Origin of the sequence: Paenibacillus agaridevorans, assembly GCF_018604145.1 — a bacterium.
GTDB lineage: Bacteria > Bacillota > Bacilli > Paenibacillales > Paenibacillaceae > Pristimantibacillus > Pristimantibacillus agaridevorans.
On sequence record NZ_CP075889.1, the window covers coordinates 7916691 to 7937772 of the forward strand.

At 52.1% G+C, this 21082-nt stretch carries 15 protein-coding genes and 1 pseudogene; 10 read left to right on the top strand and 6 right to left on the bottom strand.

The window, feature by feature from the left end; all coding sequences use genetic code 11:
* The first annotated feature begins 1 nt into the window (after nt 1).
* Complete coding sequence (locus tag KJW29_RS31765; protein ID WP_214627595.1) at nt 2-664, top strand: response regulator transcription factor; 663 nt, start codon at nt 2-4, stop codon at nt 662-664.
* A 794-nt stretch (nt 665-1458) separates the two neighbouring features.
* Here KJW29_RS31765 and KJW29_RS31770 read toward each other — a convergent pair.
* On the bottom strand, nt 1459-3462 hold the full coding sequence (locus tag KJW29_RS31770; RefSeq protein ID WP_214627596.1) for a copper amine oxidase N-terminal domain-containing protein: 2004 nt from the start codon (nt 3460-3462) through the stop codon (nt 1459-1461).
* A gap of 574 nt (nt 3463-4036) precedes the next feature.
* On the opposite strand from KJW29_RS31770, the gene KJW29_RS31775 reads away from it, so the two are divergent.
* Nucleotides 4037-5707: a transposase gene (locus KJW29_RS31775; protein WP_246608394.1), complete on the top strand. Its 1671-nt coding sequence runs from the start codon at nt 4037-4039 to the stop codon at nt 5705-5707.
* A 398-nt stretch (nt 5708-6105) separates the two neighbouring features.
* On the opposite strand, the pseudogene KJW29_RS31780 reads toward KJW29_RS31775, so the two are convergent.
* Nucleotides 6106-6906, bottom strand: a pseudogene (locus KJW29_RS31780) (DMT family transporter); the annotation flags it as partial.
* A 152-nt stretch (nt 6907-7058) separates the two neighbouring features.
* On the opposite strand from KJW29_RS31780, the gene KJW29_RS31785 reads away from it, so the two are divergent.
* The 3 genes from KJW29_RS31785 (at nt 7059) to KJW29_RS31795 (ending at nt 9719) form a co-directional block, all read left to right on the top strand.
* Nucleotides 7059-7964, top strand: a complete 906-nt coding sequence (locus tag KJW29_RS31785; protein ID WP_214627598.1) for an AraC family transcriptional regulator — start codon at nt 7059-7061, stop codon at nt 7962-7964.
* A 140-nt stretch (nt 7965-8104) separates the two neighbouring features.
* A complete protein-coding gene (locus KJW29_RS31790; protein WP_214627599.1) occupies nt 8105-9058 on the top strand; it encodes a DoxX-like family protein in 954 nt (317 codons plus the stop codon).
* Nucleotides 9042-9719, top strand: coding sequence for a DUF4166 domain-containing protein (locus KJW29_RS31795; protein WP_187103619.1), 678 nt, complete (start codon nt 9042-9044; stop codon nt 9717-9719). Before KJW29_RS31790 ends, KJW29_RS31795 begins: the two co-directional genes overlap by 17 nt.
* A gap of 134 nt (nt 9720-9853) precedes the next feature.
* Here KJW29_RS31795 and KJW29_RS31800 read toward each other — a convergent pair whose 3' ends face one another.
* Together KJW29_RS31800 and KJW29_RS31805 are read right to left on the bottom strand one after the other, a co-directional pair.
* Nucleotides 9854-10744 (bottom strand): AraC family transcriptional regulator, encoded by an 891-nt coding sequence (locus KJW29_RS31800; RefSeq protein ID WP_214627600.1) that lies wholly within the window; start codon nt 10742-10744, stop codon nt 9854-9856.
* Between the two features lie 48 nt (nt 10745-10792).
* Entirely contained in the window at nt 10793-11710 is a 918-nt protein-coding gene (locus KJW29_RS31805) for an AraC family transcriptional regulator (RefSeq protein WP_246608465.1), read from the bottom strand.
* Nucleotides 11711-11787: 77 nt separating this feature from the next.
* Between KJW29_RS31805 and KJW29_RS31810 the strand changes: the two genes are divergently transcribed.
* The 5 genes from KJW29_RS31810 to KJW29_RS31830 all read left to right on the top strand — a co-directional run bounded on the left by KJW29_RS31810 (nt 11788) and on the right by KJW29_RS31830 (nt 17746).
* A complete protein-coding gene (locus KJW29_RS31810; protein WP_214627601.1) occupies nt 11788-12639 on the top strand; it encodes an amidohydrolase family protein in 852 nt (283 codons plus the stop codon).
* On the top strand, nt 12636-13598 hold the full coding sequence (locus KJW29_RS31815; RefSeq protein ID WP_214627602.1) for an aldo/keto reductase: 963 nt from the start codon (nt 12636-12638) through the stop codon (nt 13596-13598). The genes KJW29_RS31810 and KJW29_RS31815 overlap by 4 nt, the downstream gene beginning before the upstream one ends.
* Nucleotides 13599-13606: 8 nt before the next feature.
* A complete protein-coding gene (locus KJW29_RS31820) occupies nt 13607-14626 on the top strand; it encodes a zinc-binding alcohol dehydrogenase family protein (RefSeq protein WP_214627603.1) in 1020 nt (339 codons plus the stop codon).
* A gap of 388 nt (nt 14627-15014) precedes the next feature.
* Entirely contained in the window at nt 15015-16421 is a 1407-nt protein-coding gene (locus tag KJW29_RS31825) for an MBOAT family O-acyltransferase (protein ID WP_214627604.1), read from the top strand.
* A gap of 41 nt (nt 16422-16462) precedes the next feature.
* The gene (locus KJW29_RS31830; protein WP_214627605.1) at nt 16463-17746 is read left to right on the top strand and encodes a DHHW family protein; all 1284 of its coding nucleotides are present in this window, start codon (nt 16463-16465) and stop codon (nt 17744-17746) included.
* 184 nt (nt 17747-17930) lie between these two features.
* On the opposite strand, the gene KJW29_RS31835 is transcribed toward KJW29_RS31830, so the two are convergent.
* Nucleotides 17931-20294 (bottom strand): MMPL family transporter, encoded by a 2364-nt coding sequence (locus tag KJW29_RS31835; protein ID WP_214627606.1) that lies wholly within the window; start codon nt 20292-20294, stop codon nt 17931-17933.
* A 97-nt stretch (nt 20295-20391) separates the two neighbouring features.
* Nucleotides 20392-21006, bottom strand: a complete 615-nt coding sequence (locus tag KJW29_RS31840; RefSeq protein WP_214627607.1) for a TetR/AcrR family transcriptional regulator — start codon at nt 21004-21006, stop codon at nt 20392-20394.
* Nucleotides 21007-21082: the final 76 nt, after the last annotated feature.

The following is a 21082-nucleotide window of genomic DNA, read 5'->3' on the forward strand; positions in this document are numbered from 1 at the left end:
AATGGAGAGGAAGACGGAAGGCGGGAGCGGTCCCATTCGAATATTGATTGTGGAGGACGATCTTGACTGGATCAAAGCTATCTCTGCTTTTTTAAATAACGAATCCGACATGCTCGTGGTCGGCGCCGCAACGACAACGGATGAAGCGCTGCAACTGGCGGATACGCTGCCGTTTGACGTAGCGTTGGTGGACATCCAGTTGACGGCAGGCGGACACGAGGGGATCTACGCCGCTCTTGAGCTGCATCAGTCGCATGCGGCCAAGATCATCATGCTGACATCCGTAACCGATGAAGCCGTCATGACGCAGGCCTTTACCGCCGGGGCCGTCAATTACATCGAGAAGTCGCGCTACAGAGATCTTCCGGCAGCGATTCGAACCGCTTACCGCCATCCGGCGGCCATGGAGGCCTTGCTGAAGGAGTTCGCGCGACTGAAGCGCGAGGAGCAGCTCGGGGCGTTGACGCCGGCAGAGCGCGAGGTTTTCGAACTTATCGAGCAGGGGCATACGCAGTCGGAGATCGAGAGGAAGCTGTACAAGGCGGAGAGCACGCTTAAAAATCAGGTCAACAAAGTGTTGAAGAAGCTTGGCGTTCGGAGCAGCAAGGAAGCCGTGGAATTGGTACGCCGCAAGGGATTATTTCGCAGAGGAGACAAGCGGTAGACGCAGCAGGTAACAAAGGCGATCTGGGGGCGGCGCCCAACGCCAGACCCAACAAAAAAACAGTGGCCCGACAACAAACAGTCGCTGTTTTGGACGGGACGGCGGGTTCTTGGCTGCCACTGTTTTATTTTGAAATATAGGAAAGTATCATTTTCCCACACTTTTCCATTATTATATTGCTCGAAATCAAACGCGCAACGCCGCCAATGGAGGGAGGCCGTGACTTCGATCGAGGTATCTTCACCGTGGCAGCGAGTGGGAGGAGCGGCCAATCGTATACCGTATCGGAAAATTGAGGGAAAAGCTCCCTTTAATCTGGATAAAACGGGCTATCAGCTCGATTTAGAGGGAAAAGCGCCCTTTAATCGGGGCGATTCTACCAGAATCCAGCGTTCCGACCTGGATTAGAGGTAGGATTTCCCTCTAAAGCGCAAGCAAGGGCGTAGATGTGGGCAATAGAGGGCGTTTTTCCTCTTAGTCGAGAGGGATTCCTCCGAGCACCAATACTTCAGAAATACAATCCCATGCCCGGTAATGTCAATAATCTGCCTAAAAGCTGGAAAGATCGAAATGGTTTCTCCAATAGCAGGTAAGCCAGAAAACTGGCAAGGATATATTTTCTAAGGACTCCTAAGCAATTCTGTCAGATTAAAAACGAGCAGAAGGAGGCTGGGCGAGCTTGATAACATACAGCAGGGTACTACTCGACGTAGTACCCTTGCGGTGAGATGAGCAATGAAAAGGGCGGGAGATCACAAAATCAAAAATTTGCACAACGATTATGGAATAGTTTCTCAGTACGAATAAATCCCGGATACAGTGCCATTCGTGAATGCGATATATTGATAGCCGTATCTCCAGACTTCAATCGTAATGTTCTTTTCTACTACAGATGATTTATCATGCGGCAGTCCCCACGACAGCTCCACCTGGGCTTTATTCATACCAATGGCTACTTTAGAGGCTTTAATCTTCTCCCATGTTGCAGCGGACCAGTTATACTTTTTGTAGGGATCATATGTGAGGAACTTGGAGGAGTCCCCCAGCACATTTGGGATAACCGTCTTGTGTATGATTTCGGACTTGAGTTGCCCCCCGTCGCCCTTCTGAAAGACGATTTCGAAATTATCATTGCCTAGGGGCACGACATCCGAGACAGTAAGCTTAATAAATCTTCCCCAATTATTGTATTGATTTACCCAATAGACCTTGCCGATGTAATTGACCAGGCTGCCTTGCGCTTCCTTCTTTTTGATTTTTGGAGTGTCCGCTGACTCGATGATCATGGTCGCTGAACCAATTGATACTTTCATCTGCTTGAGCTTCGCATCCCATTGATTTTTGGAGCCTAAGGAGTTGCTTAACAAAACTGCGGGAAATAGCGCTACTCCTTTTTCTTCACGTACGGCCTGACCGAGACCGACATCCTTGCCATTTACCTTCGCTGTTTTCTGACCGACTTTTAGCTGAATCGTTGTACTACCGAGCTTGATGTCATACGTTTTATTCGCTGCGGTGTAGGTAACGACACCTCCTAGAGATTTAAAGACCGTTTGAATCGGGAGATAAATGATAGAGTTTGCATGCAGCGCACCTGTTAGGTTGTTCCCTAGACTTGAGGATATAACCAGGCTTTTACTGATCCCTCCTGCGGTAACAGTAACTTTGGCTTCTCCAACACCCAGTACCTTATAGGAACCATCATTCATCGCCTGAAGTAGGTGGGGCTTATCTACCATCAGCGGCGCGGCGGCTCTGTCTAGCGTTTCTTTATAACCATTGTTGTAATTCTGCACCACTTTGAAATAAACAAGATTGCCCACTACAGGTTTGGCGTTGTTGGTCGTGAAGGCAATGTCCGTTACTTGCGGCGCGTTAAACGAAACAGACTGATCGCCGTCGTAAAATTTCCAGTTACCATCTTTCTGCTGGACCACAATATCGGCATTAAATGTAACGAAACGATCATTGTCTGAACGTTTTGGATCATCTAATCCACCGGAGAAATGGTAGGGCATAGCCTTTGCCGCATTTTTTATGGCCTTTAATTGCGTTGCTTTTTGATCCCACACCGTTACGAGCCATACGGTTCCGTTCTTTTTGGTTGCGAGGAGGTGGTCTTCATCAATAAACTCCATATGGACGACATTTTCTAACAATAACTTTGAATAGTAAGTAAAGACTCCGTTTTCATAATCGAACCAAGAGCTACTATACATCATTACTTTACCTGCCTTATCCAGGTAAGCCATAGAATCATCGCCCGAGACCTTCAGCGAAACGATCGAAGAAGGATCTTCGATTGTTTCGACTACTTTATTTAAATTTTCCCAATTGGAATGATAGATCTCTCCATCCTCACTTAAATATGCGAATTCTCCATTAAAATAGTCAACCAGGAGAGCCTCTTTTACATCTTTCCGTTTATTGCCGCCGTAATCCCAGACCGTTCCATCCTTTTTTAAATAATAGCCGTAGAACAGCTCCTTAATGCCGGTTTGCTTTTTGTCTAAAACGGGGAGAGTTTGGTATTCCCAAGAGATCAGCTCTCCTTTACTATTAAGGGCATATCCGCCATTGCCGGTGTCTTGAATTTCAACGGCATCAATATTTATATATTCATAGCCTGATGATGTCCAAAGTCTTTTAATCCATATACTTCCATCACTCAGAAGGATGGTATTACCTTGAACATCCACGATTTTAGGAGCTTCCGTGGCAGCAAACGTTGCTTGTGGTGCGGGAAGCGCCCCTACGATAAGACAAAATGCGATAAAAAAGGTAACGAATCTCCTCATATAATTTCAACCCCTTCTTTTAATAGGAATAATGTACCATATATTTACTACTTTTGATATAAATCAATCGGAATATGTATAAGTCATGATATAGTCTGCAAATGCGCCTACAATTGCAAGGAAAACAGCCCAGTCTCCGATCTGCGAGTCTCCCTCGACGCTCTTTCCAACAGCTGCAAACTTGCCGACAAAATCATGCCCCGACGAATAATTCATAATTCGTTAAACTGTCTTAGTGAATGCCAATGAGAGAGAACGGCGCAAAAAACAGCAGCAACCAAAGACTTTATAGTCCTTGGCTGCTGCTGTCTTTTTGTAATAAAGGAAAGCAATAATTTCCCAAACTTTCTCTATAGTTCTTAGAATGAAACGCGCAACGCCGTCAAAGGACCGCGCAGTCTTTTCGCCTTGGTATATAGGAAATGATGCAACTTCAAGACTTGTGAACAACGGGTTAAAAAATCTAACGGACAGGAAGAGGCTGTCGATTCATTGTGAATAACTGATCTTCCATAGTCCATCTCCCCTGAACCCAGGTATAATGGAAGATATACTTGGGCCGGGGGTTTGTGCTGTGTTGAATAGACGTGTGCGTTACAAAGAGTTCGATCAAATGTCTTTTGCAGATATGATGGTATACTCCAAGCTTCCTGAGCATCCTTTTTGGAGTCACTTAGAGAAGAAGATAGACTTTTCTTTTGCAGATTCACTGTGCTCCGTGCTCTACTCGGGGCGCGGACAGCACCCGTATGCGCCTTCACTGAAGCTTAAAGTCCATCTTATTCAGATATACTACGGTCTTTCCGACCGCCAGGTGGAAGAGCGCATAATTAGCGACTTGTTCATCAAGCGTTTCTTAGGCTTGCCCGTCGACTTCTTTGGGTTTGATCACAGTACGATTGGCTTGGACCGCTCACGTATGGGAACCGCCATGTTTAAAGCCTGCCACTTCTACATTCTTGCCCAAATGTACAGCCATGGCCTTTGGGGCGATCACTCGGAGAAATGGATCATCGACTCGTTTGCCTCAAATCCCGCACTCTCGAAGCCGCGCACCTATCGCTTGATTCAACATGCTATGATCCGGGTCCTTCAACATTTAAAACGTAGCCATCGTGCGATATACCAACTCGCACTCGCTTCGGTTGAGACCGATGGACTCTACGCTCGCACCTCCGTACAACCATCTACTGCTGGTCACATGCTCGCTTTCAGCAAGTTGGTGGCACAAGCTTATGGTTTGCTTCAATGGTTTCAACTCGAGGATGTGTCTGCTTTGTTGCAAAAAGAACTCACGGAAAAAGAGCGCGAGACTTCTCAGCATTTGCAACGCATTTTGCAGGACATTTTAGAGCAGAACAGCCGACCTGTACCGCCGACTGATGGCGACCCGATTGACTCTGCGCGGAACCAAACCGAACAAGAGATTGTGTTTGAAAAAATCCCGAGCCATGAAAGAGCAAAGGATCGTCTTATGAGCGCTGTTGACCCGCACGCTCGAGTCGGGAGAAAGAATACATCCACCGTCACATGTGGCTACAAACTACAAAATTTGTGTGGGACCAGCTCCGTTGTGCTGAATGTGAACGCCGTACCTGCGAATGAACATGACAGAGAAGCTATGTACGCAATGGCCAAAGAAGTACAAAGCTTTTTCGAAATTTCGCCACGCGCCATGTTAGGTGACACCGCCTACGGCCACGGGTTGCAGCGCACTATGCTTGCCACTATTGGCATCCCTGTAGTAGCCCCTGTCATCCTGGGAAGTAACCCCTCAAAGGGATACGACCTCACCCGATTTAGCTATGACAAGGAAAAGGACTGCTACACTTGTCCGAACGAAAAGGATACCGTAAAAAAGCGTCATATTCCTCAAAGCAGCGGTTGGCAATACTATTTTGAAAAGACAGACTGTGAAAGTTGCCCCTTACGCTCGGCATGTACAACAGGAAAAGCAGAGCGCCGGGTATTTCACAGTGACTATTATGAAGTGTACGAGGCTGCCAAGGATTACAACGCTACGATTAGCGGCAAATTAGATCGCAAACAGCGCATGCTGGTTGAACGAAAGAACCAAGAATTGAAGAATGACTGTGGTTTAGAGAGACCCTTAACGAAAAGCCGAAAAGCGTTGCAGCTTAAAGGTTACTTGGCTGCCATGGTCGTTAATTTGAAACTCACGTTGAGGAAGCTACTTCCTCAAAGACCTGGGTTTATTCGACGTCGAAATGCCATTAGTTACTAAGTAGAATCCGACTCCCCAGCCCTCCGATCATCCCACTCAGCGGCTCCCTCCAGCACAAAATTTCCCCATTCCAGCACGCAACTCGTTCTTATCTACAGTGAATAGACAGCCTCAGGAAAGTCACTATTGGGTCGCAATGGAGCCAATTTGACCGGTGATGATGCCAATAAGGTCGTGTATGTCCTTTAAATTTTCGAAAACCTAAAAAATCGAAAAATAGCGTTATTAATGTCCGTTAGACAGCAAGTGGCTGCCGAAATCAATTTCGAGCTTAATGGCGGGCGTTCGCGCTTCCGCAAAAAACTCCGCCTTCGCAATCGTTCCGACACGAATATCGAGTACAACCCCATGCCCAGTAATGTCAATAATCCGCCTAAAAACTGAAAGAACGAAATGGTTTCTCCCAATAGCAGGTAAGCAAGAAAAATGGCAAGGATCGGTTCACCGATAATGCCGACAGAGATCGTAGTCGCACCGATCGAATTCAGCAGTAGATTAAAAATATATTGTCCGAAAATAGTGGGGATAACGGCAAGCATTAAAAAGTAAGTCCAATCGGACGAGTCGTACCCCTTCAAAGAAACTTGATTCGCCAAATTGTACGCGAGCATGACGGTGCCGCCGATCAGAAACACGATGACACTGTACGCATTGGCATGGATTTTGCGGCTGACTTGCTGCCCGGCGAGCAGATAGGCCGACACAAAAAGCGTGCCGAGCAAAGATAATCCGTCTCCGAGCAAAGCTGCTCTCGAAATCCCGATGTCCCCCCAAGCTATTACGATCGAACCCAAAAGCGCAACGATCAGGCAAATCACGGTAAGCAGACGAGCCCGTTCTTTGAACCATACATATGAGCCGATCATGACGAATAACGGCTGCAAGGATAAGATTACCATAGAACTTGCAACAGAGGTATAGACCAGCGATTCCATCCAGAATAAGAAGTGCAAGCCAAGCAGAACGCCGGCAAGAATTACGATGCTCCAGTCTTTTTTATTCAAGTTCAAGGTACGAAACGATCTCCAGGGCACAAAAGCAAGCATGATGAACACGGAAATAAACAATCTGTACATTCCGGCCACAGATGTGGGCGTATCCGAAAACTTGATCATGATGGAAGAGAAAGAGACGGACAAGATGCTGACGAACAACAAAATAAACGAACGGGACGAAGAAAATTTATTGCATGCAAACATGGTTCCTCCCAGATGCTAGAACAATTGCCTGTGCACGGAATTGTTAAAGTATGCTTAAGCTGAATATAATAATATCATCACAGTCTTTAATTTCGTGCAATAATATCTTTAATTTGTATAGAAATATCGTCATATAAAGGAGTTGCGGCCCCGTGGGGAAACCACTGCACGAAACCATACAATATCCGGACGAAGCTTTTCCGTACGTAATGTACACGCATACGAACGAAGGATCGATTCCCGATGGCAGGGGAATCAACGATCTGCATTGGCATGAAGAATTGCAGATGACCCTGGTGACCAAAGGGGAGATGACAATACAAATTAACGGCATCGATTATCGTCTGTCGACAGGCGAAGCCATATTTATCAATAAAAGCGTGCTGCACATCGTATCCCGTCTAACCCATGGCGGCGAATACGTCAGCTTTAACTTCCCGGAGAAGCTGCTCGCCTTCTACCCGGACAGCGCTATGGAGCAACTTTACGTGCACCCGGTTACTCATTCTTCTTTACTGTCATTGATAATCAGGGGGGATTCGGAGTGGCATAATCAGATTCTGAACATGCTGTGGGATATGAAGCAGGAATTCGAGAAACAAAAAGCCTGGGGATGGCAATACGAGATCTCCATTCGAACGGTACAGTTATGGATGATTCTTGTCTCAAATATGACATTGCCTGCGGAGGAGTCCTCCAAACATAACAGGCTTCAACAAGAGAGACTGCAATTAATGCTTAGCTTTATTCACCAAAACTACACGGATAATATAACCTTGAAGGAAATAGCCGAGGCCGCGCATCTGAGCGTGTCGGAGTGCACTCGCGGCTTTAAGAAAAGCATTCACATGACGCCATACTTCTACTTGGTTAAGTACCGCATCCGAAAAAGCCGCGAGCTGTTAGACTCCACGGATCATTCCGTAACCGAGATCGCCAGGAGAGTTGGTTTTAATCACGTCAATCATTTTATCCAGTCTTTCAAAAAACATTGCGATATGACTCCTAAGGAATTCCGTAACATTAAAAACGAGCAGAAGGAGGCTGGTCGAGCTTGATAGCATACAACAAGGGTACTACGCCGCGTAGTACCCTTGCCGCGCGTGGACCCACAATAGTTGGAACTGCCGCGTTCGGCCGACTGGCGTTACAATTATCGCAACAACCCGGGCGAAGGGAAGAACAGGGGAGAGCGCATATGAGAACGACGCCGATCTACGTAGAACTGGATATCGCTGCCGATATGGATGCTATATGGAGTCACACTCAGGAGCCGAACTTGCACCGGCAATGGGATTTACGTTTTACCGATATTACGTATCTTCCGAAAGAAGGAGAGAACTCTCCGCAGCGGTTTCTCTACCGGACCCGTATCGGCTTCGGGATTGCAATCGCGGGCACTGGCGAGTCAAGGAGCTCCAGATCAATCGCAACCGGAGGCGCGCTCTCCACGCTCGCATTCGAATCCGAGCAGCCGATTTCGCTTATACGACGGGGCGGCGGATACTGGCGGTACAAGCCAAACGGCGATCGAATAACCTTTAGCACGAAGTTCAATTATACGACGCGGTTCGGGATTGTCGGCCGGCTGTTGGATCGGCTGGCGTTCCGTCCGTTGTTCGGCTATGCGACCGCCTGGAGCTTCGATATGCTGCGGATCTGGTTAGAGCGCGGCATCGCGCCTGCCGTTACGATTCAGAGAGCGGTCATTCATTATGCGTGCGTAGCGTTATTGTCTCTCCTGTGGCTGTATGAGGGGCTTGTGCCGAAGCTGATTAGTCCGGATAGCGGGGAGCTTCAAATCTATCAGGCGACCGGCTTGTTCCCGAACGTGGAGCATGTATTGCTGCCTTTGTTGGGAGTGGCGGAGATCGGCATGGGGATTGCGATAGCGATATGGCATCGGCGAAGAGCGGCTTATGTCGGCCAATCTATTTTGCTCGTCCTGCTGGGGGGCGCGGCGATTGCCGGAACGCCGGAGCTGCTGTTATCGCCATTTAATCCCCTCGTGTTGACTGCTCCCATGCTGGCATTGGCGATCATTGCCGCTATGACGGCGTCTGGCGTACCGAAGGCCGGCCGTTGCCGTCGGAGGAACGAGGATGAAGTCAGCGTGGAGAAAGGAGGCGGCAGTCATGAAGTCTATCTATGAGAAGGCGCTGGGCGCCGATTTCTCCAAGCTGCACCCCCGCATAAGAGAGCGCTTCGGCTTTAGCAGCTCCGACCGGGTTAAGTCCGTTGGCCGAGGAACGATGGAGCGAATCCGTTACGCCAAGCTGGCGGCACTGCCTCTTTATGCAGGAACGAAGCGTCATATCATGTTTCCACAGGGAGGGCGCGACATCCCCTTTACAATCGAGAATTACGCTTATGTGGACGGGTATGGAAGAGAGACGGTGACATGGATTCGTTCCTTCAAGTTTCCGAACGCCATCCGCCGTTTCGACGCCACGATGATCTATAGCGATAGTCGCGGGAGGATCGTCGATTATTTGGGCACCAAGCAGCATCTCGCGGTCGACCTGCAAATATCGGCAGCTCCCAACGGGGGCATTCGCATTCGCTCGGGAGAGCAGCGCTTCTACGAAGGACTGCTGCAATTCCGATTCCCCGCAAGTCTGACCGGCATCGCCGACGTCTGCGAATGGTACGACGATCGGGCAGACTGTTACCGGATTTCGGTCGAGGTAAATAATCCGTTGATCGGCACCGTATTCGAGTACGAAGGTTCGTTCCAGGCGAGACTGGCGGAGACGGAGCAGGGCGAGATCCCGCTCGACGTCAAGCCGCTGCGCGAGGAACCGCGGGAGTAGTTGAGCGGTCAAGGCCCGGATTAGAGGGGCTCCCATTAACCGAGATGATTCAGCCCAAAAACGGCAATTCGAGCAGGATTAGAGGTAGGGTTTTCCTCTAAAGCACAAGCAAGGGCGGAGACGGGGAGTTTTTCCTACTCCAACGCCTTCTGACGGTATTGCCTCGGCGTAATGCCGCTCTCTCTTCGAAATACATGGTAAAAGTGGGACAGATCGCCGAAGCCCGATTGAGCGGCAATCTCCGTCATCGGCCAGTCGGTGCCCGCGAGGAGCCGTTTCGCCTGATTAAGCCGATATTCCGTCAGCAATTGCGTCACCGTAAAGCCCGTTGTCGCCTTAAAGAGCTGCAGCAGCTTCGAACGCGATACGGGAAACCGTTCCAGCAAGCCGTCGATCGTAATTGGGTCGCGGTACGACACGGCCATGCAGGCGACCACCTCCTGAATAAGCCGCTCGTTCGCGCCGCTGGCGAGCTGCTGCTCCGCCGGCGAATGCTGCAGCTCCCCGATCAGCAGCATCACTTCCGTCAGGCGATGCAGCATCGCTAGCTCCCGTAGCGGATCCGGCGAGCACAGAAGCTCGGCCAACCCTGCGGCCGCCGAGCGGGCGCGCTCCGATTGCGCCGCCGTCAGGAAGTAGTGGCTGCTTGTCGAGGAGCCCCCTAACAACTGGCCGAAGGGGCTTATCTTCCATCCGCATAGCTGCCCCATTGTTGCCAGATAGGCTTCGTCTATCGTCAAAATATAGCGGCTGAACGAATCCTCTCCAGAGTAGGGATGATGCACGACGTTGGGGCCGATAATCGTAAGCGTCCCGGCATGGAGCGGGTACAGCTTCTCTTCGACGATATAAGAGCCGCTGCCGCCGAGGCACAAATAAATTTCGCAGCCTTCGTGAAAATGCAGTCGCTTGCGGGGCAATTTCCCGGTTCGAAACTCGCAATGAACGGGATGCCGTTTCAGAAAGCTGTTCGTAACCTCGTCTTTTTCGTAAAGCTGCCGCGTCTCGTCTAAGGAGCTGGACACTTGTATCTCCTCCTCGCTTCAAAATCCATTTATCTGATTGATGATCAATCAGGTTTTCATTTGATCCCGATAAGCTTTGGGCGTTAACCCCGTTAACTTCCTGAACTGCTCGTAGAAGTGGCGCATGCCCAGGAAGCCGCAAGCCGCTGCGATATCTTCGATGTTGTCGTCCGTCGACAGCAGCAGATCTTTGGCGCGGACAAGCCGCTTGGCGTTTACGTAGTCGGTCACGGTCATGCCGGTCAGCCCCTTAAAGACGCGGGAGAAGTGGCTGGGGCTCACGTCCGCGCGTCCCGCCAGATCAGCAAGTCCTCCGCAGCCGACGGGATCGCGGTTCATGTCGCGCAGCGCCTGCCGGATCCAGGCCGGTCCGAAGCCGCCGGAGGCTGCGGCGGGGGCTGCGTGTACGGCAGGCAACCGCGCGAGCTCCAGCAAGAGGCGCAGCAGATGGAGCCGGATCGCGTGCCGGTAGCCCGCCTCCTGGCTGGCCATCTCCTCCGACATTGCGCGGAGCAGAAGCTCGATGCCGGTATGATCGGTCTCCGCCGGGGTCAGTTTGTAGCGCTTCTGTCCCCTGGCCATGTTGTAGCATTGGAGCGGCTCGTATCGATCGCCGAGCGAGTCGGCCTCCACGAGCGGAGGCGAGAAGAACAACGCGGTCGAAACGATGGGCTCGTCGGCGGACGGAAACGCGCGGTGCACGGTGTTGCCGGGAATGAGAAACAGGTCGCCGGGGCCTTTCTCGTAGATAGTGTGGTCGATGAAGAAGGACCCCGTGCCTTCGTGGATGTATACAAGCTCGTAAAGGTCATGCAGATGGTCCGGCCACTCGTTGTCCGAATAGCGGACTCCCTTGTAGACAAGCTCGAATGGAAAGACGGGATCGAGATGGAACGGTTTGCGAACAGGCTGCAAGCGGCAAGCCTCCAATCCGGTTATTGCCCTCAATATATCAAAATCGGACATATTATTGCAATGCGGCGACATTTCAATTTCCGATCGGCGTTCGTACAATAGAGGGAGAAGAGAGGAGTGATTGCGTCATGCGCATTGATGCCCATCAGCATTACTGGACGATGTCCCGGGACGACTACGGATGGATCACGCCGGAGCTGCCGGTTCTGTACAGGGATTTCCTGCCTCGGGACCTGGAGCCGGAGCTTGCCAGGCATGGGCTGGACGGCACCATCGTCGTTCAAGCGGCACCTACCCTTGAGGAGACGGAATATTTGTTGTCTCTGGCGGACGCTTCGGATAACATTTTTGGCGTAGTGGGCTGGCTGGATCTATTCGATCCCGCTCACAAGGAGCATTACGAGCGGTTCCGGCAGTATCCCAAATTCGTCGGCTTCCGCATCATGATTCAAGATATGCCGGATGCCAGGCGCATACTGGAGCCTCCTTTCGTGGAAGCGCTGCGCTTTTACTCCGAGCTGGACGTACCCGTCGATCTGTTGGCGACAGCCGATCAATTGGATCCTCTGCTAGAACTGCTGGATGCCGTTCCGAACCTGCGGGGCGTCATCGACCATATCGCCAAACCGCATATTGCGGCAGGGACGTTACAGCCGTGGACGGAGCAGATGGAGCGGGCCGCGTCTCATCCCCGGTTGTACTGCAAGCTGTCCGGCATGGTGACGGAGGCCGATCATCGGAGTTGGAAGCCGGAGCACTTCGAAGTGTATATCCGCCACGTTCTGGCCGTCTTTGGCGAGGATCGAGTGATGTTCGGTACGGACTGGCCGGTGTGTCTGCTTGCGGCAAGCTACGGCGAGGTCGTCGCTCTGCTGGAGGGAGCTCTGCCGAAAGACTGGGGAGAGCGGTCGCGGTCCAAGCTGTTCGGCGAGAACGCAAGACGGTTCTACAAGCTGCAAGAGACGGAGGGATCGCGATGAAATATCGTTTGCTCGGCAAGACCGGCCTTGAAGTGTCGCGGCTTGGTTTCGGCGCTTCTTCCCTGGGCTCCGTGTTCCGTCAGACGGATGACGCGGAAGGAATTCGCGCGGTGCATGCGGCATTGGACGCCGGCATTAATCTGATCGACGTTTCGCCGTATTATGGAGCGACGAAGGCCGAGACCGTGCTAGGCCAGGCTATTGCGCAGACTTCGCGGGACCGCTTTTACTTGTCCACGAAAGCAGGCAGGTACGGCGAGAACGCGTTCGACTTCTCGGCAGCGCGGATCGAGTCGAGCCTGGAGGAAAGTCTGCGGCGCCTGAATACGGATTACGTCGATATGCTGTTCCTGCATGATATCGAGTTCGTGGAACCGGACATCATCGTGGGCGAAGCCATTCCTGCCTTGCAACGACTGAAGAAGGAAGGCAAAATCCGGTTCGCGGGCATTTGCGGACTTCCGCTGGCTCTATTCGAGCAAATGCTGCCGCAGGCCGACGTGGATGTCATCATCTCGTATTGCCATTATTCGCTTAACGATACTTCGCTGCTGGGCCTGCTGCCGCTGCTGGAGGAGCGCGGCGTCGGATTGGTTAACGCTTCGCCGATCTCAATGGGGCTTTTGAGCACGAGAGGCACTCCGGACTGGCATCCGGCAAGCGCCGAGCTCAAGGAGACTTGCCTGCGAGCGGCTCGGCTCGTGGAAGAACGGGGCGAGGACATCGCGAAGCTGGCGATTCAGTTCTCGACAGCGGAGGAGCGTATCCCTACAACGCTTGTCAGTACGGCCAACCCGGCTAATATCGCGAGAAACGCGGCATGGACGGACGAGCCGATGGATCCGGAGCTGCTCTCCGAGGTGCTTGATGTGCTGAAGCCGGTGCATAACGAGACTTGGAACAGCGGTCTGCCGCGTTACAACGAATCGACGGGATCGTTTATGACAGAGAGAAAGTAGGGACATAGATGAAGGGAATCGTATGCGAGGAAATGGAGTCGTTCCGCCTGAGGGACGACCTGCCCGAGCCGGAGCTTACGGAGGGGCATGCCATCGTCGCCATTCGGAGGATCGGCATCTGCGGCACGGATTATCATGCGTTCAAGGGGCAGCAGCCCTTCTTCCAGTACCCGCGTATACTGGGTCACGAGCTGTCCGGCATTATTATTGCGATCGACGGAAACGATAGCGGCTTGTCCCCAGGCGATCGCGTGGCGATCATTCCGTACTTGCATTGCGGCAGTTGCCGGGCATGCCGGAGCGGGCAGACAAATTGCTGCGCAGAGATGCGGGTCCTCGGCGTGCATCGGGATGGCGGAATGAGGGAACGCATCTCCGTGCCGGTGTCCCATCTGCTCAACGTAAATTCTTTGTCGCTGGACGACGCTGCTCTAGTAGAGCCGTTAGCCATAGGAGCGCACGCGGTCAGGCGAGGCGGCGTCATGCCGTCCGATACGGTGCTCGTTATCGGCTCCGGTCCCATTGGGCTGGGCGTCATGGCTTTCGCCAAACATGCAGGCGCCCGCGTCATCGCGATGGACATCTCGCGGGAGCGGCTGGACTTCTGCGCTTCGTGGGCGGGGGCCGACGAGCGGATCGACGCGCTGGCGCCGAACGCGAAGGAGCAGCTTGCCGCGCTTACGGACGGCGAATATCCCGCCGTTGTATTCGACGCAACGGGCAACGCCAAGTCTATGGAGAAGGCGTTCGAGCTGGTCTCCTTTGGCGGCAAGCTGGTCTTCGTCGGTCTTGTAAAAGGCGAGATCGCCTTCTCGGATCCCGAATTCCACAAGCGGGAGCTGACGTTGATGGGCAGCCGCAACGCGACGGCGGCCGACTTTCAGCATGTGCTCGACGTTGTCGGGCAAGGTTATCTGGACATGGGCCGCTTTATTACGCATCGTTCGTCGTTCGAGGGTATGATCGAAGCGTTTGGCGATTGGCTGAATCCGGCGTCGAAGGTAATCAAGGCCGTTGTAGAAGTATAACGCTGTTATGACCCAATAAAAACCGAGTTTTGCACGGATATCATCCGGGCAAGCTCGGTTTATTTGTCTGATGCCTCTTGCCAGGTTCGGAAGTTGGGGTTATTCTTTCAAGACCCGTTAAAAAATGAATTTTCGCTGGATAAGGAGAAGTTCAATGAAATTATTGGGAGATATAAAGGGAGAGGGACAACTTTTTTGGCCGCAACCATCTTACACTTGGGATCGTCAGGAGGTTGGGATTTATCATAACGGAAGCGTTCAGGAAGGAATGCCTCGCATGCAGTGACATCTTAAAACCGTTTTATGGGAGCGGAGGGACGTGGCAACGCTCCGCTACTCCATTTTTTCAGACAATTATTGAATTATTCAACCTAGGGGGAAGCACGTTTTGGTTTTCAGTTCCGTCATCTTTTTGTTTTATTTTCTGCCGCTTATCCTGGTCTTGTACTTCGTTTTTCCGTTCAAATATAAAAATATCATTCTATTGATTTTCAGCTTGATCTTCTACGCCTGGGGAGAGCCTCGGTATGTATTTCTCATGATCGTATCCATTCTTATCAACTATGGCTATGGTATTTGGATAGATCGGTCGGAGAACAGCGATAAGAAGAGGGTTTATATACTGGCTACCGCCATTGCGGTCAATATCGGGCTTTTGGGTTTTTTCAAATATGCCAACTTCGTCGTTGATGCGGTCAATGCCGCCTTGCATACGAATTTTCATCTACAAACGATACCGCTTCCGATCGGTATTTCCTTTTATACGTTTCATGCGCTGAGCTATCTCATTGATATTTATCGCAGACAAGAGCAAGCCCAGCGGAATTTGTTCAAATTATCGTTATATATTACCTTTTTCCCGCAGCTAGTAGCAGGTCCGATAATCCGTTACAACGATGTCGCCAAGCAGTTGAGCCGGCGCGTCTTCTCCTCCACTCAATTCGCCCAAGGCATCCAACGGTTTATTCTGGGTTTGTCCAAAAAAATTCTGCTGGCCAACCCGCTCGGCGCCGTAGCGGACACGATATTTATGACATCGACATCCGACCTTTCCACTGGCAGTGCGTGGATTGGCATTATAGCGTATACGCTGCAGATTTATTTTGATTTCTCGGGCTACAGCGATATGGCGATCGGTCTGGGCAAAATGTTTGGATTCGAGTTCAAAGAGAATTTCAACTATCCCTATATCGCCAAGAGCATCTCGGAGTTCTGGCGGCGTTGGCATATCTCTCTCGGCAGTTGGTTCAGGGACTACGTCTACATCCCGCTGGGTGGAAGCAGAGTGTCGAAGTGGAAGCTGTGCCGCAATCTACTGATCGTGTGGGCATTGACAGGGTTCTGGCATGGAGCCAGCTGGACTTTCATGGCTTGGGGCATCTATTACGGAGCGCTCATCGCTTTGGAGAAATTTTATCTGGAGAAGTGGCTGTCCAAGCTCTATCCGTTCAATCATGTGCTGGTGCTGCTGCTTGTGATGATTGGCTGGGTGTTCTTCCGAGCCGACAATTTCAGCTACGCAACAGATTACCTGGCCGCAATGTTTTCTTCTCGCGGTAAAGAGATTTTGGATGCCCAGGCATTGTCGCTGCTGTCTTTGAACTGGTTCTATTTCGCCATTGCGGTTATTGTAGCCATGCCGGTATATCCGCTGTTGCAGAAACGGAAGCTTCATCCTTCGATGGGCATTGTACGCGAAGTTGTTTCATTGATTTTCTGCTTTTTCTTATTTGCGCAAGTGATATTGTATCTGGTTAATTCGACGTACAATCCGTTCTTGTATTTCAGATTTTAGCATGATGTCCAACAAAATCAAAGTTATTAGGGAGTATCAACTTGAACAGAACGTTAGCAAAAGTCTATATCGGAGCCTTTCTTACCATAATATTCGGATTTTCTATAGCCAGCGTGGTCATGCCGGACAACAGCTTCTCGGCTACCGAGAAGAGAACGTTAAGTAAGTTGCCGGCGTTCAGAGCCTCTTTGCTCTTCTCGCGAAGCTTCTTCGAGGATATGAATCAATATGCGAACGACCAGATTGTGCTTCGCGACGAGATGGTGAAGATGTATCAACGGCAGCAAAACTCCAAGGTGTTCAATGCGATGCTGTTCGAAAACTTGCTCCGTCCCGCCCCTTCGCCGAATCCGGAGAATGGGACGATTGTGACGGATTCTCGTATTGTGTCGAAGCTTGTGCTGATCAACAAGAAGTGGATATTCCCTGTTCCCAGCAAAAACGTCTTTACCAAACAGATTGACTCCGCGACCGCAAAATTGAACGAAGCGGTGAAATTTGCCGAGGAGCAAGGAACCGAAACGTATTTTGTCTTCAATCCGTCGAGAACGAAAGCATTAATGCATCTGTATCCCGCATATTTGAAAACCGATGCTTACAGCATGTCAAAACAGTATTTTTTATCCAAGCTGGATTCTTCGGTGAATGTCGTTGATATCGGGAACAAGTTCGATACGTTTAAGAAGGCGGAGCTGGAAGGGATGTACTTGGAAACCGACCACCATTGGAATGTAAGAGGCGCCTTCACCGCGTATCAGGAAATGATTGAACAAATCTCGGGCAGGTCGCCTATCTTCTCGGATGAGCCTATGGCATTGGACGATATCCACATCTCTCAATTAACGGACGGCGCGTTCGAGGGCAGCTACAACAACCAGATCAACGAAATTATCAATCCGAAGAAAGCCGACCGAACGATCATTTACGAGCCTCGAATTCCCTTCTCCTTCTCGCATTTCGAGGTCATTAACAAGGACGGTTCACAAACGATCAAATCGTTTGACGAGTTTTACGGATTCAAGCGGGGTCGAAGCACCTATACTTACGGGGCGATCTTCGGGGGCGACCGTCAGAAGATCGTATATGAGAATTCGCAAGCGAATAATGATTTGAATGTCCTGCTGCTGAAGGATTCGTTCATGAACCCGCTTACGCCATACTTGGCTCAACACTTCAACAAGCTGACCGTTCTGGACAATCGGTATTATACGGAGTTCAGTTTGCGGGACGTGCTCACCCAAGAGCATTACGATATGCTTATTATCGCCTTTCACGACGATAATCTGTTTAGCGGCACTTACGCTTTCGAGAAGAAAGCGGAATGATGGGGCCCCGCGAGTGGTTTTGCCTTGATAGCTGTTAGAATAAAAGAGAAGCTTCCATCCGATTTTGGGTGGAAGCTTCTTTGTGCGCTTTGGGGGAGCCCGATTGGCCGTCTTTACCGGTTGAATGCCATACCCGTAGCTTATTATGCCGCCAGTCCTTGAACGGTCGGCGTCTGCTAGCTGCCTAGTGAGCCTTGGACCCCTCTTTGGCTTGCAGCTCGGCGATCAGCTTGTCGCCTTCGACGTCGAGGTTCGGCAGCAGGCGGTCGAGCCACTTCGGCAGCCACCAGGCTTTGTCGCCGAAGATGGCCATGACGGCCGGCACCAGCGCCATACGAACGAAGAACGCGTCGATCAGAATGCCAAGCGCGAGCGCGAAGCCGATCTGTTTGATCATAATATCGTGCGTCAGGACGAAGCCGGCGAATACGGCAACCATGATGACGGCGGCCGCGACAACGACTCGGCTGGCTTGGTCGTAGCCATGGATGACGCTGCTTCTGCCGCGATGGCCGTGCACGTACGATTCGCGCATGGAGGAGACGAGGAATACCTGATAGTCCATCGCGAGTCCGTACAGAATACCTGTCACGAGAATCGGAATGAAGCTCATAAGCGGTCCGCCGGTATCCACGCCGAACAGATTGCTCGCCCATCCCCATTGGAATACGGCGGTCGTAATGCCGAACGTGGCAAGCACGCTGAGCAAGAAGCCTACCGTCGCTTTGATCGGAACAAGAATGGAACGGAAGACGAGCAGCAGAATGATCAGCGACAGGATCACGATAACGCCGATGTAGGTCGGGAATACTTCCGCAAGCCTGCTGGACATGTCGATGTTAATGGCGGTGAAGCCTGTTACGCCAAGCGTAACGCCGAAATGGCTTGCGATAGCGGAATCATCTTCGCGAAGCTCCTGCACGAGGTCCTTCGTCGCCGTGTCCGTCGGACCCGTCTTCGGAATCAGGCTGAGAATGGCGATGTTGCCTTCCGCGTTCATTCCCATCGGCTGCACGACGGATACGTTTTCGTTTTTCTGAATTTCCTGCACGATGCCCCCGAGCACCTCCGGAGCGATGACGCCTGCGGAATCCTTTGGTTCGGCGACGATGAGCAGAGGGCCGTTAAAGCCTTCTCCGAAACCGGCGGAAATCGCATCGTAGCTCTGGCGGGCGGCTGTATCCAGGTTCGCGCTGGCGCCGGACGGAATGCCCAGCTCCATCTTCGCTGCCGGGATCGCCGCTGCGCCCAGCAAGACGATAACCGCGAGGATGACCGGCCAGCGGAACTTCACGATGCCTTTTACCCATGCGTCGGCGACGCCATGTTGTTTGGTTGCGGCTTTGGCGCGGTTCTTCTCGCGTGCCTTATCGGAGCAGATACGTTCGCCGATCAGACCAAGCAATGCCGGCAACAGCGTAAGAGCGATCAGCACGCTGAGAAGCACCGTAACCGAAGCGACGAGAGCCATCATGCTGAGGAAGGAAATGCCGATAACGAGCAGGCCGCACAAGGCGATGATAACCGTCAGACCGGCGAAGAATACGGCGCTGCCTGCCGTTCCGACCGCGCGGCCGGCGGCTTCGCGGGCTGTCAGGCCTTGGTCGAAGATGAGTCGGCGCTGTCTGTTTACGATAAAGAGCGCATAGTCGATGCCAACCGCCAGTCCGATCATGAGGGCCAGAACAGGCGTGAACGATGTCATCGTCACAAAGGTGGAGAGGGCGAACGCGCCTCCGACGCCGATCCCTACGCCAAAGAGCGCGGTGATGATGGGCAGGCCGGCAGCGACGAGCGAGCCCAGCGATATAACGAGAACGACGGCCGCGATCAGAAGCCCGAACACTTCATTAATGCCGATAGGGACCACGACAGCCTTTAGCGAGTCGCTTGGCAGCGCGGTAATACCGCTTCCGTCGACGGATTCGGTAACGGCTTCCACCACCGTATCCGTTACGCCTTGCGGCAGCGAGTTCTGTTGCACGGTGAATTGGAATTGGAACAGGGCGATGCTTCCGTCCGTTGCGATCAACACGCCTGGTACAGGCATCCCGTTGATCATAAGCGGCATGTAAGGAGGGAGTTCGCCGCCTGCAGCATTAGCCGCATCGGCCGCTCCTGCCGCAGCGCCGGCGTCAGCGCCCTGAGCGGCCCCTGCCAGGGCACCGCCTTGCGCGGCTTGCCCTGCGCTCAGGTCCGCGCCGGCTGCGGCCGCCAGCTCGGCGGGATTAATAATGTACTCGAGCTCGTACACCTTGCCCACGGTCTCGGTAATCGTTGCGATGCGTTCCGGCGTGTCGAGTCTCTCGCCTTCAGGCGCGGTGAAGAGCACGCTGGCTTGGCCGCCGGACGCCTCCGGCAGCTCTTGCTCCAGCTTGTCGAGCACCTTCTGCGACTCCGTGCCTTCAATCTTCATCTCGGAGCTGACGCTCATGCCGTTGATGCCGAGCATGGCGCCGACGATGCCGATGATCAGAATCCATGCCGCGATAAACGCCCAAGGCTTGCCAAAGGCGGATTTGCCGATACGATACAATAATTTGGACATGCAGTTAGTGTCTCCTTTAATAGCTGAGTTTGAGCTAAAAGATTTCATTCGAACACGTCAAACGTTATTCGGTCCAATGACCTTTGGAACTACCTCGTTAGAAGCCATTCCGCAAGTAACGGAACGCCGTATCGAAGTATTCGTCGAAGGATTGCGCTTCGGGATCGTTGTCGGGCGATTCTCCCGGCAGCAACACGCGGAGCGTTCCGTCGAGCAGCGGCACAATGGTGGAGCATACGGAGCCGGCGAGCAAGTAAGTATAGTCGGGAGGATGCGTCTCCCTGAACAAGCCGGTCAAGAGATTTTGCGCTTCCCGCTGCAAGAGGTGAACAGCGCCCAGGGTGTAGGGTTTCAGGTTGGGGTAACTTTTGGACAGGGTAAAGAGCTGCTTCATTCGGCGCAAGGATTCCTCCGCCAGCTGCATCTTCACGAACTGGTACATGGCGTCGATGGGCGAGGTGGAGTCGGGCATCCGGTTTAGCAGCTCGTAGAATTCGCCGACGTCGTGATACGGCACCGACGCCGTAGCGACGGCTTCTTCCTTGCAGGAGAAATAGTTCGCGAACGTGCGGCGGGAGTATCCGGCCCGCTGGACGATATCCTCCACGACGAAGCCGTCCATCCCGCGTTCCAGCGCCAGCTGAAATGCGGCTTCCGCCAGAGCGTGCCCCGTCGCTTCTTTTTTGATTTCGCGCAAATTTGATTTGTTCATTCTTTTCAGTCACCTCCGCTCATCAAGCGCCGATCTCATAGAAGTCTGAATTCAATATAACATCGAATTTGCTCAA